Raw genomic sequence first — 15,923 nt, forward strand, 5'->3', positions numbered from 1 at the left:
AGAATAACAAGGCGGCTTATGAGCCGCCTTTTTCTTTGGTGTGTGGAAGATTGAAGTGCAGGACTATATACCCTGTGACGCCAGCCAAAAGTGACCCAATTAAAATACCAAGCCTTTCATCAAATAACTTGTTCACACCTGTTTCTTCAAAGGCCAGTGAACCAATAAAAAGGCTCATGGTGAAACCAATACCGCACAGGATTGATGTCCCCCAAAGTGTGCTCCAGTTCATGCCTTTTGGTAGTTCAGCAAGTTTAAGTTTGATACTCAGCCAGCATAGACCGAATATCCCGATTTGCTTTCCAATAAACAGGCCAAGGATGATACCCAGCGGCATGGCATGTTTGATATCAGCAATACCAACGCCAGAAAGATTTATCCCGGCGTTACAGAAGGCAAAAACTGGGAGGATGATAAAGGCCACAACAGAGTGAAGATCATGCTCCAGGCTTATAAGAGGAGAGGGCATATCGTCGTTTTTATGTTTCATCGGAATAAACACCGCGAGAAGCACACCTGCCAGCGTTGCATGGACGCCAGATTTCAAAAGAGCAATCCACATAACAGCGCCAAGGAAAAAATAGACACTGCGTTCACATACTTGCATTCGGTTCAACATAAATAACCCAAGCGTACAAACAGCAGCAATCAGCAGCGCAGCCATTGATATCTGACTGGTATAAAACAGAGCGATAATGAGAATGGCGCCAATATCATCAAAGATAGCGAGTGAGGTTAGGAATATTTTGATGGTAACGGGTACTCGGTTGCCAAGCAGAGATAAAATTCCAAGTGCGAACGCTATATCTGTTGCAGCTGGAATAGCCCAGCCTTTAAGGGCTATCGGATCATCCATATTAAACCAGATATAGATAGTAGCTGGTATAAGCATGCCGCCCACAGCACCTATGCCAGGAAGTGTGATGGAACCTGGTTTGGAAAGTTCTCCGATAAGGAGTTCTCGTTTCAGCTCCAGCCCAACAAGCAGGAAGAAAATTGCCATCAGGCCATCATTTACCCACAAGAGAAGAGGTTTAGCTATTTCAAGCGCACCTACACGGACTTCAACAGGTATATCAATAAGAAGGCTGTAGAATGAAGCGAAAGGGCTATTGGCGAGAATAATTGCCAATAGTGCTGCTATGATGAGCAAGATACCACCGGCGGCTTCCTGCTGAATGAATTGTTTGAAATAGTTAGAAGCTGTCTGGTGCATAATGTTTCCTATCACAGTGCCCAACTATGATATGGAAACATATGTTGATATATAAAAGCTATAGAAAAACCGATTTTTCTATAGCCGTTGTCTATCAGTAATTATCGTTTGGCTCGTTATCTTGCCGGTCATTGTAGGTGTGTTGCGCACCGTTTGGATCAAAGATAATCCGGCTTCTTGAACCACTGAACAGAATGTTTACAGGTGTACCAGCAGGGAAAGGTTGATCATCAACCTGCACCAGAGTTACACGGTTTCCACTTTCGGTAAGAATGATGTATTCAAAACCGCGTCTATCACTCGCGGATTTTTCAATGCTGTTACCGATTAGGCCACCAATAAGTGCGCCACCGATTGCGCCAATTACACCACCAGCACCGTCACCAACAGTTGAACCAGCAGCAGCACCAACTCCGGCACCAGCAAGTGTACCTACGCCGCTGTCATTATTTTCAATTTTAACAAAACGGTAGCTCTCAATTGTGCCACGTTCTACACGGCGAACTTCACCAACAGCGCTGCCGTCGTAGCTGTTAGAGGAATAGCTCGGGCCACATGCTGCTACAGCAAGAGCGAGAGGCAGGGCTAAAGCAAGTTTGGCTGTTTTTTTCATTGTTTGTGTCCTGTGCTGCTTTTTGTTTCCATACTATTTGCCTGCCAATAACGGCGGGAAGATGGCAATTTTTAGCAATTTAAAGGAACAAAGCTGAACGGGACTTGAATAGAATTCTAGGAAGCGATGATATATTGGTCTCTGCCATTTTCTTTTGCTTGATAGAGAGCTTCATCAGCTTTTTTAATCATATCATCTATTGACAGATTGCGCTCAAAACACACACCAAAGCTAGCGGTAAAAGAAACGACACCTTGCTCTGTTTCAATGGCGATGCTTTTAATAGCGGCTTGGAGACGAAGGAAGAATTCTGGGGCTGCTTCTGTGGTTAGGTTAGGCAGTAAAAGACAGAACTCCTCACCGCCGAAACGAGCTGCAACATCAGATTTTCTGATAATTCCTTCAAGGGCCTGAGCCATTTTCTTTAGAGCTACATCACCTATGTCATGACCGTAAGTGTCGTTGATCTTTTTGAAAAAATCTATGTCAATGATAGCAAGCGCTAGCGAATTATTTTCTCGGTTAGAAAGTGCGAGCATGGGCTCTGCACTTTCAAAAAAAGCTCGGCGGTTAAGCATGCCAGTTAAAAAATCTCTGGTCGCGGCATACTCAAGCGTTTTAATTTGATCTTGAATCTTGAAAAGGCTGGCAAGGCGGCATTGAAATTCTTCCGGTGAAAAAGGTGTGCGTAAAAAATCATTGGCACCATACCTCAGATACTGAGCAGCATTATTAGTATGTTCATCCAAAATGGTTAGTATTGCAACTTTAGCAAAATCAAATTGTTTTCTGAGTGCGGTCACTAGCTGAATGCCGGAGCCATCCGATAGTTCCTCACCTGCAAGAACCAAGTTGATGTCGTCTTGTTTTTCAAGAACTTGTTCTGTTTCTTTGATGCTGTCACATACCCATACAGACATTTTCAGAGCAGTAAGTGTTTGTATTTGTTTTTGCCGTTCGCGTTTGTTTGCGTTTGCTATCAAAATTTTATGTTTGTTGGGTGACAGGAAGTTGGTAACGACATCCAATAGGTAATTCACCGCAACAGGGCTGTCTTTTACCACATAGTCCAGAATACCTTTCTGAAAGAGCCGGGACTTCAAGTCACTGTCATATTGGCCAGAAAATACAATGGTCGGGATATCATGCTGAATGGTGAAATCAACACTTTCGCCTTGCGTGGCGTCAGGCAAATTCAGATCTACAAGAGCCAGGTCATACGAAGTTGAACCATCAGCAAGCTTAGCTTTGGTTTCTGCGTACGTAACAACATGATCAACTTCTACATTTTCCAAACTCGTCAGTTGTTGCTGCATAACTGCAGCATAAAACTTGGAATCTTCAACCAATAAAATACGTTTTGCGGGCGTTACGGGCACATTGACCTCTGATTTTATTTTGTACAATTAGGAAGGTAATCGCATTCCTTTAATAAAGTATAAAAAGGCGAGTGTAATCAATAGGTAACATATTTGTTTAAAGTTATCATCGGTATAATGGGGTTGAGTGTGTATGGCCAATACGTTGATTTCTTTTGCAGTTAAACCAGTTTCGCAGGCGGAGCTTTGCGGCGTAGCTTATGATAGGTTTTGCGCAGATGAGGAATTAGTTGCTATTCCTGTTGTTGATAAAGGAATGCCTGTTGGCCTGCTAAAACGTGTTGATTTCCTTTCCAAACTGGCAGACCGTTTTGGCCGTCCACTTTTTGAAGCCAAACCTGTTTCAGTACTAATGGATCCGAATCCTGTGATTGTGGAGGATACTTTCACCTTAGATATCCTTAATAAGATGATGGTGGAGGATGAAAGCGCTTTGCGTGACGGTTTTATCATCACTGAAAATAGCTTTTATAAAGGGATCGGGACAGCAGCAGAGCTTTTAAAGGCTAATATGGCACGTGCTGAAGAACGTATGATGGCGCTGGAGCTTGCTCAGATGAAGGCTGAAAGCGCTGCCCAAGCAAAAGCAAGATTTCTTGCCAATATGAGCCATGAACTTCGAACACCACTGAACGCTATTATCGGGTTCTCTGAATTGATTATGGGGAAGCCTAAAGAGGAAGAAAATTCAGCGGATGTAAGAGGGTATATTCAGGATATTCATCACAGCGGTAAACACTTGCTAGGTGTTATTAACTCTATCCTTGATATGTCAAAACTTGAAGCAGGCGCTTTCCAATTGAGTGAGGATTATTATTCACCAGATGAAATTTCTGATCAGGTAATGCGTATTATGGAAGGTATGGCCTGGACTAAGAAAATTTCACTGACATCATCTGGGTTCAATAACAAAGACGAATTATTGATTGATATTCAGGTCTTCAGGCAGGCGGTTATCAATTTGGTTTCCAATGCCATTAAATTCTCGCCAGATAATGCTACCGTTCGCCTAGAATATAATATCTTGCCGAACTCAGGAGTTAAAATCTCGGTCATTGATAATGGTCCGGGTATGGATCCTGAGAGCCTCAATAAGGTTATGGAACCCTTCGTGCAGGTTGAAAGTGGTCATAATCGAAGATTTGAAGGAAGCGGTTTAGGGCTTTCCTTGGTGAAAGCTTTTGCAGAGGCACATGGAGGCTACTTTGAACTAAAAAGCCGCATGGGGAAGGGAACAAAAGCTTCAATCATTTTGCCACCGCACCGTTGTTCCCATGAAAATGTGGTTACACTTGCACTGTAGTTGGCCTAAAAATTCTTCGTGAATCCTAATATCTTTGCTACAGTAAAGTACAAAAGTGGCAATTGCCCTATAATAAAATCCTCTCATCATATGTATTGAACAAGCCGGAAGGGACCTTGTGCAAGCTTTGCGCTGCACGAGAAAATTGGCTGTTGGAGGATGATATGGGACAAAAAGACAGGGATTTATATGATTATGTAGCTGACCGTTTGGCCGCCGCTGAAGATGGTAGAGCGGAAGCGCTTTATGATTTGGGACTTCTTTATTCTACGGGGCAAGGAGTTGATCGGGATTATGTAGCTGCGCATAAATGGTTTAATTTGGCTGCGGAACGGGGCGTTAACCGAGCAAAGGTTGATCGTGAAGAGCTTGCTCATGAAATGAGCCGCAGAGACCTTGTTAAGGCGCTTAAGCAGGCACGTGAGTGGTTGGAAGTTCATTAAAAAAAGGCGGCTCAATTGAACCGCCTCTTAAATGTTCTGGTTTGAAGGAAATTAACCTTCAGTTACATCCAGTGCTTTTGCAATAATGAAGGCAACATGATCACGGTGTGCTCTTGTTGCTGCATCACCACGCCAGCGCGCCATATTTTTCTCAATTTTCTTGAGGTTGGCTAGGGCGTTTGATTTGGCCACATAATCATAGTTGCCAGCATTCATGATACCGATCAAACGGTTCACATAATGCAACTGAAGCTGTTGACGTAGTGTATTTACGGCACCGCGGCTATCAGCATCGAAGATAGCAGATGTCAGATCATCCATTACTTCTGTGATTGAGTATGTGTTGCCGTATAGAGCGCTATCGCTAATACGCTGGAGTGTATTTGGATGTAGCAGATGCGACAGGATAATGCCCTGGAAGCGACCTACGCGGTTATGAACGCGTGGATCTTCACCACCAAAGTGGAAGAAACCACGACGCTGAATACCAACGTGTTGCAACAGGTCACTGCTTGCTTCAAATGCATCTGGAGAGAAGATATAATCAGCAAGAAGCTTCATTGCTTTACGCTGCTTTTCTTCTTCAACAGGGCGGTAAGGCGCTGTAGCACCTGGCTGGCCAGCAACAGAACGGTCTACATACACACCACCAATATAGCGAGATGCAATGTTACCGTGGCTATACATATCGCCTGTTACAACAGCGTATGCATCGCGTAGTTCCTGATAGCTTTGGCCTTCTTTAGTGAACTTCTGGCGCAAAGACTTAAGCGCTTCCTTGTTCATCTTCAGACGGTCTTCAGCAAAACGAACAGCATCATCTGTCATATCAAAGATGTTAACGCGAGGATCGATACCACGGCCTGGTGCACGCATATCATCTGCATCGTTACCAAAGGCTAGGCCTTTTTCATTCGAACGAGCGAGGTGTGCCTTACGAGTTTCAGGGTCTTCCATGTCTGGTGAATAACCAAACTGAATAGCCCAGATATCATAATCGCCAGGACGGATGGTGTAATAATGCGCCTGCTCTTTGCCTTTTGGTGCAAAGTTAATAGCAGGATAATCCATTACAGAACCGGCAAGGCCGTTTCCTTGAGCATCCATATCATATGTTGTTTCATATGAACGCGCTTGTGTTGCTTTCATATTGTGGTTCAGGCCAAGAGTGTGACCAACTTCATGAAGCATTAGGTAGTAAATGGATTCTTCAACAAGACGGCGTGTTGTTGCTTCATCACGGCCTTGCGCAAGAGAAAGGGCTTTACCTACCATATTATTTAGCTGGATCTGGCCTGCCATATTACAGTTTGCTTCGTGGGCGCGGAGGCGATCCATAAAGCTTGCTGTTTCATCGTCATGCTCTTCATGAATAGCTACACCTGCATCTTCAAATACGTTACTTGAACGTAGGCGGTTTGTGATGAAGCTATATTCAAGCATGATATCAGCGCCAAGGATTTGGCCTGTATATGGGTTTGTGAAGCTTGGGCCATAGCCGCCAAATGGTGGTGTTGGACTTGATGTCCAGCGCAGCACGTTATAGCGAATATCGCCTGCATCCCAATCCGCATCATCTGGCTGTTGCTTCACAACAACGGCGTTTTTGAAGCCGGCTTGTTCGAAGGCAATGTTCCATGCTTCAACAGCTTTTTTGATTGTTGGACGAAGTTCAACTGGAGTTGTGTTTTCCATCCACCAAACAATTGGTTCTACTGGCTCTGAAACTGCTGCATTTGGATCTTTCTTCACAAGATGCCAACGGTTGATCATATCGCGCCACGGGGTTGCAGAGTGAGATGTCATATCGTTTACATAATCGAGGAAGTAACCAACGCGTGCATCATCCATGCGAGGTTTGAAGTCATTTTCGGGCATAGCAAGCAGTGTGTGCTGCATGCGAACATTCACGTTACGTGCGTCTGTAATTTCAAAACCGTTTCCGCCATTTGCTGGAGCTGGGTTTGAGAATACATAATCAACTGTAACTGCTGTGTTTTCCGGGTAGTTGTTTACGTCAGAAATACGTGTTTTCGCCTTAGAAACTTTACCAAGGCTAAATTGCTCCCAAGGTTTAACACGTGGGTTACCACGAGGCTTGAGGCGATCAAATGCTTCTGTTTTAAAGAGTTCATCAGCATCAATCAGGTAACGTACGCCGTTTTCTTCCTGATCTTCTTTAGCGTTCTTTGCTTTAATTTTGCTTACAGCAATAATGGAAGGGCTGATGTTTGCGTCTTCCGCACGAGCGAGTGCATTATCCTGATCAAAATAGAAGAATGGGTTTTGCTGAACAAACTCGATTTTATCGAAGTGCTTGTTAAGCTTGAATACTTTTTGCTGGCGGTATTGGCCGCGGAAATGGCCGCCTTCAACAACACCGTTTTCAATATGAGAGAAGTAGATGAAATCTTTTCCGATTTGGTCTTCGGAAATTTCCATCATCATTTTGCCTGTTTTTTTATCGCGGTAAAGCTTGAACAGGCCATCCATTTCCTCGTGATCTTTCACAAGGTCTTTGATGGTTTTATCTTTTTTCTTCTTCTTTTTTTTCTTATCAGCGTCTTTGTCGCCGTCTTTTTTATCTGCTTTCGCTTTATCTTTTGTGTCAGCTTCTTCCTGCTTTTTTTCAGCAGCAGGTTTCGCTGGTTTATCATCCTGAGCGATCGCAGGTGCGCCAGTTACTGTAAGCGCCCCCAGCGCTACACCAGCTAGCAGGTGACGAAACTTAAGTTCCATTTTAATCACCGTGTTTTCTCCTTGTTGAAGGCCTCGCTCGGCCGTTAGTTATAGTTATAGATGCCCAAGCTTGCACATTGGTACAGTGTAGCAGACATAGTCAATGCTTCGCCGCACGCTTTAACGCGCAGAATGAACATTTGAACGCATTTGATGGAAATAATAGTAGATTAACGAGATTCCCGGAGGATCGTTTTAAAACGCTCAATGATATCATCGCATGATGTTTTAGGCTTTTTAACAGTGGCGGCGGTCATTGTGTTTTTGAACTCTAGCCGACCAAGAACCTTCTGATAATCGTCTCTGGCCAGAAAGGCAATTTGAGCGTTTGTTTTAGCAATATATTCTTCAAGAAGATCATCTGCCACTTTGCAATATTTCGCACCACCAGCAACAACACCGTTGTTACGAGCGTAATTTAAAATAGTGTCTTCTTGCTTTTTAGAAGCGCTTTGCGCATTTGCAGCCGCTGTAGTTGCAACAGTCACTGTTAGGAGGGATGTGATTATTGTTTTTCTTATCAAAGACATATCTTTATCCATTCGGTGTCGTTCGCTTAATAAACACTAAAGCTCATAAATGTGGCAGGCAAGTGGATAAATACTAATTAAACTCAAATGTTACTGGGCCGGTACCTTCGCGGATGTCGTCTGTTTGTTTGTCACCGTTTACCACAGCCATTACCGTATTGGTTTGTCCCGGCAGATCATCTAGCAAAACAGCATTCATTACTGAGATTTTTTTAGGGGCTTCTGGAAGGTCGGCTTCCAAATACATGTAAATCATTTGATCTTGCATCTCAAAACCTAGATAGCTGAGTGGAACTACTTTGCCATCACCTAAGATAAGTAAGTTTTCCTCAATATAAGAAGGGATAGCTGCAGAGAGAGCTTCATAGTCATTGTCGTCGAGGAAGGTCATACGCCGATCAGCCATGACTGAAAGCTTAGCTTCCAGTTCATGAGAGAAGATTTCAAACACAACTTCTATAGAGTTGTCTCTGGCATTCCAGTCTATGCGAGTGAAGGAAGTATAGACATTATGAGGAGTGGCAGGCTGAGTCCCAAAAAGCAAAAAGATGATGCTAAATAATGAAACTAAAATCGGCCGCATGGTATTCTCCCGAAGTCAACTTAGCTGAGTTCGTACCCTACAACACGGTTTCTGCCAAATGATTTTGCGCTATATAGCGCCTGATCCGCGCGGTCCAGAGCTGCTTCAATGGTGATTTCACCTTGGTTCCATTGAGCAACTCCAATACTGCATGTAAAACGGAGTTTTTCATTTTCGCTGATGGTTCTGTTGTCAGCCACATTTTTACGAACAGTTTCCGCCATACGAATAGCATCGTTAATTTCTGTATCAGGCAGGATTGCTGCGAATTCTTCCCCACCCATACGACCTACAAAGCCAGCCTCTCCAATTGTAGAGGTAGCAATGTTTGCAAAGTCTCTAATCGCGACATCACCGGCTGCGTGCCCATATGTGTCATTTATGCGTTTGAAATAATCAATATCCATCATGAGCACCCAAATACTATTGGTTTGAGTGGCCTGAATGGTTTCTTCACCCATGGAAGTAAATCGGCGGCGGTTCCAAAGGCCGGTGAGGGAGTCTGTATTGGCAAGGCGTGTTAACTCTGCCTGTTTTTCCTCAAGCTCTGCCTTGGCATGAAATAGCTGTTCTGCCAGTTCGGCATTTCTGGCGGCATCTTCAGCAAGCAGGGTGGTATGCATTGCCTTATCATTTTGAGCCATATGCATTTGAGAAACATCACGCAGCGTCCATATTCTGACCTGCTGGTTTTCAAGTGGTTTTGTTGATCTTTCTACAGTTACGTTGTCTTCAAGAAATACTGTATCTGTGAATTGCAGATCTGGTGCCGAAAGCACGGCATCTATTACATCATTTGCTTGAGAGGCATTGGTTGCCAGTTCATGCCATTTCCCGAAAAGTTCCTTCACGTTTTTGCATTTAGGGCAAAATTCGATGAGTTCACGTGCCGCGGTGTTGCAAGTGATAATCACACCATTCAGATCTGTAAGTAATATTGCTTCATCTAAATCATCAGGATTAAGATGCCAGGTTGGCGAAGCTTCCATGCTGGTTGGAGCTTTCTGTATAAAAAACACAGATATGCCAACTACAAGTAGAACGCCGCTGGCTATCAACAAGCATTCTCTAAGCTCACTGGAAATATCGGGGACAAGAGCACTCAACAGAAGCACTAACGCGAGAACCGATATAAAGATATTTACCCTATATTCTTTACGCAAAACAAACTGCTCTTATTGTAAAGCTATACCCCAAAACGAGGCTACGTTAGTCTCAATATACTGTTGAGTCTATTGTTATTCTGTTAATAACAAAAAAGAGGGGCCTAAACCCCTCTTTATCCAATTTAAACTAGAATTATTAGTTCTTGTCGGCTTCTGCCTTGGCTGCTTTTTCTGCTCGCTTTTTATCGGCAAGCACGCGCTGCATAAGGTTCTTACGCGCGGAGCCTTTGAACATTTCAACACGGCTTTCCATAGCGCGTTCAGGCCAATAGTTATTAGCTTTTTCCACATCTGCTAATTCATGGTGTGGATCAAGAACGATATTTTTGATCTCTTTGTCACGTACCAGCATCTTTGTGGCGTTCTTGGCATTTTTACGCCAGATCTCAGCCGGTATACGAAGTTCTTCGGTAGAGCCGTCTGTATATTCAATAGCGAGGACGAGAGGCATCACGAGACCACCAATGTTTTCAAAATCAATGAAATAGATCTCATGGCCATGCTGAAGAAGCTCACGCTCCCAGTCTTTAAGGCCCTTAAGCTTGCGCTCATAGCCTTTTTTCTGGCTATCCGTCACGGTGAACTGATCGTACTCATTGTAGAAATCAAGTAGCTCAGGGAATTTATTCACGCGTGTGTTGATGCCTTCAGCCTGATTGCGAAGCTCTGCAATATAATCACGGTCTGAAAGTTCTTTCTCTCGTTTAATCTGCGCTTCGGTTTCAGGGTTTTGCGCCAGGCGTGCATGTGTCAGGCCTGTGATGGCAATGTCCACGTGGTCCGTAGAATAGAACCAACCGCGCCAGAACCAGTCTAGATCCTGTGCTGAAGCATCTTCCATGGTGCGGAAGAAATCAGCTGGATAAGGGCGCTTAAAGGCCCAACGTTTTGAATATTCTTTAAAGGCAAAGTCAAACAGCTCTCTACCCATCACGGTTTCGCGGAGAACATTCAGTGCAACAGCTGGTTTGATATAGGCATTAGGGAAGTATCCAAGGATGCTATCAGACTGGGTCATGATAGGCGTTTGGTTTTCGCTCTGCATATAGGGAATAGCTGCACGAGGATGGCTGTAACGAGATGGATAGTATTCTTGCCATTCGCGTTCTGCTCGTGATTGTAGGAAGCTGTTCAAGCCTTCATCCATCCAAGCCCAGTTACGCTCATCAGAGTTGATAACCATTGGGAAATATACATGGCCAATTTCGTGGATAATCACGGAGATTAGGCCGTATTTTGCGCGGCGGCTATATGTACGCTCTTCTTCACCGTCTTTATTTTTGGTGATGGTTGGGCGTGGGCCGTTTGATGTGATCATTGGGTATTCCATACCGCCACCGATCGGGCCGTTTACTGACCAGGCAACAGGGTACGGATATTCAATTGAATAACGGCTGTATGTTTCCAGCGTGTGAGCAATTGACTGTGTGGAGTATTTATCCCAAAGTGGCATTGCTTCTTCTGGGTAAAGTGACATCGCAAGAACCGTGCGGTCAGACTCAGGCATTTTCACGCCCCACGCGTCCCATACGAATTTACGAGAAGATGCGAAGGCAAAATCACGAACGTTTTCGGCTTTAAAACGCCATGTTTTCGTATTGTCTGTGCCTTCTTTTTCATTCTCCAGCGCTTCTTCACGGTTCACGATGAAAACAGGGCGCTCGGCGGTTTTAGCTGCTTCAAAGCGTTCGCGCTGTTCTTTTGTTAGAACTTGCTTGGCGTTTTGCAGTTCTCCGGTTGAACCAACGATGTGATCAGCAGGAACAGTGATTTCCACGTCATAATCGCCGAACTCAAGTGTGAATTCGCCTGTGCCCAGGAATTGTTTGTGTTCCCAACCCGCAAGGTCAGTGTATGCCGCGAGACGAGGGAACCATTGTGCGATGAAATAAACATCATTGCCATGACGTTCATAAGGTTCGAAACCGCCCCGTGCACCCATCTTTTTAGCTTCAGGGATATGATACCACCAGTCGATATCAAACTCGATGCTAGCGCCCGGTGCTAAAGGCTTAGGCAGGTCAATACGCATCATGGTGTCATTGACCACGTAATCGAGTTTCTTGCCTTTTGATTCCACCTTTGTGAGATGAAAACCCCAGTCTGTACCTTTGGTTCGCGCAATATAATCCATCGCATAATAGCTTAGGCGTTTTTTGGCACGGTCGCTTTGGGTCATTGTCTCAAAAGCATCAGAGTGTTTTGAGAACTTATTCTGATCCATCTGAAGCCAGAGATAGGTGAGCGTATCAGGAGAGTTATTAATATATTTAATATTCTCTGAGCCAGTGATTGTGCGCTTTTTTTCGTCCAGCGACACTTTGATTTTATAATCTACTTGCTGCTGCCAGTATTCGTGACCAGGTGCACCAGAACCTGTGCGGTACACATTTGGTGTTGGTAACTGTTCCTCAAGCTGACGGAATTTATCGACAAAGTTGCCTTTAGTTTGCTCAACCTGCGCTGTCGCGGGCAAAGCAATACATGCGGCTAACATTAAGCCCCAAATACGCATGTGTTTCTCCCCAAGGTGTTTTATTTGTGTGAAACTTTTCTAAGTTAGGGGCGAGAGTAGGATGGGTCAGTCTGATAGGCAAGTTACCTTCTAACAGTTTTTTTTATTTTTTTCGAAGGGGAGCAAAAGAGCTTTTCGTATCTGAGATGTAATTAACATCAAAACCAATGAAATGGTCACGACGGAGGATAATAATGAAAAGCAAGACAGTATTGAAAATGTCTCTTATGGCCGTTGCGTTCGGCTTTGCAGGTACTGCAGCCACCGCAGAGGGATATGGGGAACGTTTTAAAAAGGCTGACACTAACGGCGATGGTGCAGTGTCTCACACGGAAATGATGGCACAGGTGCAAAGCAAGTTTGCCGAGTTTGATAAGAACGGTGATGGCTTTATTGTTCTTGATGAACTTCCAAAAGAAATGCCTATGGGCGAAAAACGGTCCAAAAAGCTTGAAAAGAAAAAAGCGAAAATGGAAATGCGCCTTAAAGAAAAAGGTGTGGAAGATACAGATGCTTTCATGAAGAAAATGCATGACTGGAAACCGACCCGCATGAAATTTATGGCGCGCCATGATCATGATGGTGATGAGCGTTTGTCTGTAGAAGAATTTGGTTCACGTATGATCCATATGTTCAAACGTATGGATGGTAACGGTGATGGATCAGTGACAATGGCTGAAGCGAAAGAAGCGAAAGCTAAATTCATGAAGAAACGCCACAAAAAGCATAAGAGAAAACATCACGGCTAAACCCTCGCTTTTAGCCCGATGTGCCTGAAACGCCCGAAGCCCCCTTAACTTTGCCTTCAGGCGTTTCTTTTAGCAAAATTACTGCCCAATCTTTGCCTTGCTTCAGAATTATTAGTTGGTGCGTAAGAAATTATTGATCAACAGATGGTGTTCAATGGCTTCTGAGACTTGCCCTTTTGTGAGGCGAGCGTTAGTGTGCCGCGAAATTCTGAAATATATAGGGCATTCACCATGTTTAAAGGTTCTATCACAGCGCTAATTACACCAATGAAAGATGACAGCAGTGTTGATACTTCTGTTTTCCAGAAATTCGTGGACTGGCAGATAAAACAAGGAACACATGGTTTGGTGCCTGTAGGCACAACAGGGGAAAGCCCGACACTTACGCACGAAGAACATAAGCTCGTTGTTCAGCTTTGTGTGGAAGCCGCAGATAAGCGCGTGCCAGTTATCGCGGGAGCAGGTTCTAATAATACCGTTGAAGCGGTGGGCTTTATTCAGCACGCTGAAAAGGTTGGGGCGGATGCGGCTTTGATCGTAACGCCTTATTATAACAAGCCAAGCCAAGAAGGGCTTTATCAGCACTTTAAGGCCATTCATGATGCTGCTGATTTACCGGTTATCATTTATAATATTCCGGGTCGTTCTGTGGTTGATATGTCTGTTGAAACAATGGCGCGTTTATTTGAACTGCCACGTATTGTCGGTGTGAAAGATGCGACAGGTGATATGAACCGCTGCGCAGATCAACGCGCTGCAATGGGCCCTGAGTTTGTTCAACTGTCTGGTGATGATTCGTCGGCACTTGGTTTTAATGCAATGGGCGGCGTTGGTAGCATTAGTGTTTCTTCTAATGTTGCCCCAAAACTGTGCTCTGAATTCCAAGAAGCAACACTAGCTGGTAATTTTGCGAAAGCGTTAGAGTTACAAGATAAGCTCTTGCCTCTTCACCGTGCAATGTTTATGGAACCAAGTCCGGCGCCTGCAAAATATGCAGGCTCGCTCATTGGCACATGTGGTGCTACAGTTCGTATGCCGATCTTGCCAGTTTCTGATGAAGCAAAGACTGCTATCCGTAAAGCTGTGGAAGATCTAGAACTGGAAACTGTTGATTTTGGATAAGTAAACGTGGCTGCAAAAAAGAAGAAAAAAGATAAAGCCCCAAGCCGTATAGCTGCAGATAACCGTAAAGCCCGTCACCTTTATAGTATTCAGGATGAATTTGAGGCGGGCATTGTGCTCACTGGTACCGAGATTAAATCACTGCGAAGTGGCGAAGCCAATATTCGTGAAAGTTATGCTGAAGAAAAAAATGGCGAACTTTGGCTGATTAACGCACATATCCCTGAATTTTCACACGGTAACCGTTTTAATCACCAACCGCGCCGTCCTCGTAAGCTTTTGATGCATAAGCGCGAAATCAGTCGTCTTGGTGGTGCCATCCAACGTGAAGGCATGACCCTTGTACCGCTCCGTATCGTGTTTAACGAGAAAGGTAGGGCAAAGCTTGAGCTCGGCCTTGGCAAGGGTAAGAAGCTTCATGATAAACGTGAAACTGAAAAGCAGCGTGATTGGAACAGGCAGAAGGCCCGCTTAATGAAAGACCATTCTTGATTTAAACAGGAATGGTTATCGCAAATCTTACCGGGCTATCAGCTCTACCACATATAATTTCGTTCTTTCCAGGGCGTAGCTTAGCTGTTGCTGATGCACTGTATTTGCTGATGCTTTTGCCATTCACAATAGTGCCTTGTTGGCTACCCATATCCCGGACAATATAGCCTCCGTCTCTTCGCAATACTTCGAAGTGATTATCGCTAAGTTCGGGAATGCCGGGGAGTGGCACCTTCAGGCTTGAGGGACCAACGAGGCTATGCTGCATTTTTGAGGATATATTTCCAACACCAAAAGGGAAATCTTTAAGTTCTACATAGGTAAGGAATTTATCTGCAACGAGCCGTGAAAGCCCTTCAATTGAGGGATATTCACTTTTGAAGTGCTGTATTTGATGTTCGCTCTCTGCCTGAATAGCTTGTACAACGCTGTAACTGTTCCTCAGACGGGCTGCAAGGGTGTGCACAACATGGCGAACGAGCGGGTCAGAGAAGCTACGCCTGAAGGCATTTGCCTCAATGAAGAGAGTGGTTGTTCTATCAGCAGATGATTTTGCGGTAACGGAGTGAGACTGTTGTTTGATAGCGCTTACTTCACCTAGTAATTCCCCTTCGCCAATAGTGGCTACATGGTAAGCATCATCTCCTTCCTGCCGCCAGATTTCCACCTGACCTTCCATAATCATATAAACACCATCACTTTCAGCACCTTGCCGATAGATGGTGTCTCCTTTTTGGAAGAAACGTTCTTCACCTAATGAACTTTCAGCGCTCATTTTGTTCCTCATAGATATATGGACAACCGTGGAATGGTATTCATTTATGTACAATGCTGTATGATAGAATAGAGATATTAATCAATGGTTTCAATCTATTACGATATTTCCTTATATTCTTCATATTTTGTTTCTTTGCATGATTTGCCAGTTTTATTCTCCTTAATGGTGTAGGGCGTGGGATTTTATTGCGGGAACGGTCCGATGCATTTTTGCAACAGATAATGAGAATTGATCTCAAGTTCCATGTTTCTAGGTAAGAGTGATTTGCAAAATCATTATATGGAATGCTAGACGG

General features: G+C 44.2%; 14 protein-coding genes. 5 read left to right on the top strand and 9 right to left on the bottom strand.

Annotated elements, in window-relative coordinates:
- Window positions 1–16 precede the first annotated feature (16 nt).
- The 3 genes from nhaA to KFE96_RS09195 all read right to left on the bottom strand — a co-directional run bounded on the left by nhaA (window position 17) and on the right by KFE96_RS09195 (window position 3,208).
- Window positions 17–1,216, bottom strand: coding sequence for a Na+/H+ antiporter NhaA (gene nhaA, locus KFE96_RS09185; protein WP_255832330.1), 1,200 nt, complete (start codon window positions 1,214–1,216; stop codon window positions 17–19).
- Window positions 1,217–1,310: 94 nt separating this feature from the next.
- Window positions 1,311–1,829 (bottom strand): glycine zipper 2TM domain-containing protein, encoded by a 519-nt coding sequence (locus KFE96_RS09190; RefSeq protein WP_255832331.1) that lies wholly within the window; start codon window positions 1,827–1,829, stop codon window positions 1,311–1,313.
- A gap of 116 nt (window positions 1,830–1,945) precedes the next feature.
- Complete coding sequence (locus KFE96_RS09195) at window positions 1,946–3,208, bottom strand: diguanylate cyclase (RefSeq protein ID WP_255832332.1); 1,263 nt, start codon at window positions 3,206–3,208, stop codon at window positions 1,946–1,948.
- Window positions 3,209–3,341: 133 nt separating this feature from the next.
- On the opposite strand from KFE96_RS09195, the gene KFE96_RS09200 reads away from it, so the two are divergent.
- Together KFE96_RS09200 and KFE96_RS09205 are read left to right on the top strand one after the other, a co-directional pair.
- Window positions 3,342–4,511 (top strand): ATP-binding protein, encoded by a 1,170-nt coding sequence (locus tag KFE96_RS09200; protein WP_255832333.1) that lies wholly within the window; start codon window positions 3,342–3,344, stop codon window positions 4,509–4,511.
- A gap of 164 nt (window positions 4,512–4,675) precedes the next feature.
- On the top strand, window positions 4,676–4,954 hold the full coding sequence (locus tag KFE96_RS09205; protein WP_247018225.1) for an SEL1-like repeat protein: 279 nt from the start codon (window positions 4,676–4,678) through the stop codon (window positions 4,952–4,954).
- A gap of 51 nt (window positions 4,955–5,005) precedes the next feature.
- Here the strand turns inward: KFE96_RS09205 and KFE96_RS09210 are convergent, their stop codons facing one another.
- The 5 genes from KFE96_RS09210 to KFE96_RS09230 all read right to left on the bottom strand — a co-directional run bounded on the left by KFE96_RS09210 (window position 5,006) and on the right by KFE96_RS09230 (window position 12,487).
- The gene (locus tag KFE96_RS09210) at window positions 5,006–7,693 is read right to left on the bottom strand and encodes a zinc-dependent metalloprotease (protein ID WP_255835594.1); all 2,688 of its coding nucleotides are present in this window, start codon (window positions 7,691–7,693) and stop codon (window positions 5,006–5,008) included.
- Window positions 7,694–7,863: 170 nt separating this feature from the next.
- Window positions 7,864–8,223 carry a hypothetical protein gene (locus tag KFE96_RS09215; RefSeq protein WP_255832334.1) on the bottom strand — a complete coding sequence of 120 codons (360 nt, stop codon included), beginning with the start codon at window positions 8,221–8,223 and terminating at the stop codon, window positions 7,864–7,866.
- 73 nt (window positions 8,224–8,296) lie between these two features.
- Complete coding sequence (locus KFE96_RS09220; protein WP_255832335.1) at window positions 8,297–8,806, bottom strand: DUF6702 family protein; 510 nt, start codon at window positions 8,804–8,806, stop codon at window positions 8,297–8,299.
- Window positions 8,807–8,826: 20 nt separating this feature from the next.
- Window positions 8,827–9,969, bottom strand: a complete 1,143-nt coding sequence (locus KFE96_RS09225) for a GGDEF domain-containing protein (RefSeq protein WP_255832336.1) — start codon at window positions 9,967–9,969, stop codon at window positions 8,827–8,829.
- A gap of 139 nt (window positions 9,970–10,108) precedes the next feature.
- Entirely contained in the window at window positions 10,109–12,487 is a 2,379-nt protein-coding gene (locus KFE96_RS09230) for a M1 family metallopeptidase (protein WP_255832337.1), read from the bottom strand.
- Between the two features lie 194 nt (window positions 12,488–12,681).
- Between KFE96_RS09230 and KFE96_RS09235 the strand changes: the two genes are divergently transcribed.
- The 3 genes from KFE96_RS09235 (at window position 12,682) to smpB (ending at window position 14,850) form a co-directional block, all read left to right on the top strand.
- Complete coding sequence (locus KFE96_RS09235) at window positions 12,682–13,236, top strand: hypothetical protein (protein WP_255832338.1); 555 nt, start codon at window positions 12,682–12,684, stop codon at window positions 13,234–13,236.
- Between the two features lie 231 nt (window positions 13,237–13,467).
- On the top strand, window positions 13,468–14,358 hold the full coding sequence (gene dapA, locus KFE96_RS09240) for a 4-hydroxy-tetrahydrodipicolinate synthase (protein ID WP_255832339.1): 891 nt from the start codon (window positions 13,468–13,470) through the stop codon (window positions 14,356–14,358).
- 6 nt (window positions 14,359–14,364) lie between these two features.
- Entirely contained in the window at window positions 14,365–14,850 is a 486-nt protein-coding gene (smpB, locus tag KFE96_RS09245) for an SsrA-binding protein SmpB (protein WP_247018241.1), read from the top strand.
- A 1-nt stretch (window position 14,851) separates the two neighbouring features.
- Here the strand turns inward: smpB and KFE96_RS09250 are convergent, their stop codons facing one another.
- Window positions 14,852–15,625, bottom strand: coding sequence for a cyclic nucleotide-binding domain-containing protein (locus tag KFE96_RS09250; RefSeq protein WP_255832340.1), 774 nt, complete (start codon window positions 15,623–15,625; stop codon window positions 14,852–14,854).
- Window positions 15,626–15,923 lie beyond the last annotated feature (298 nt).

The sequence above is a fragment of the Kordiimonas sp. SCSIO 12603 genome, assembly GCF_024398035.1.
Classification (GTDB): Bacteria; Pseudomonadota; Alphaproteobacteria; order Sphingomonadales; family Kordiimonadaceae; genus Kordiimonas.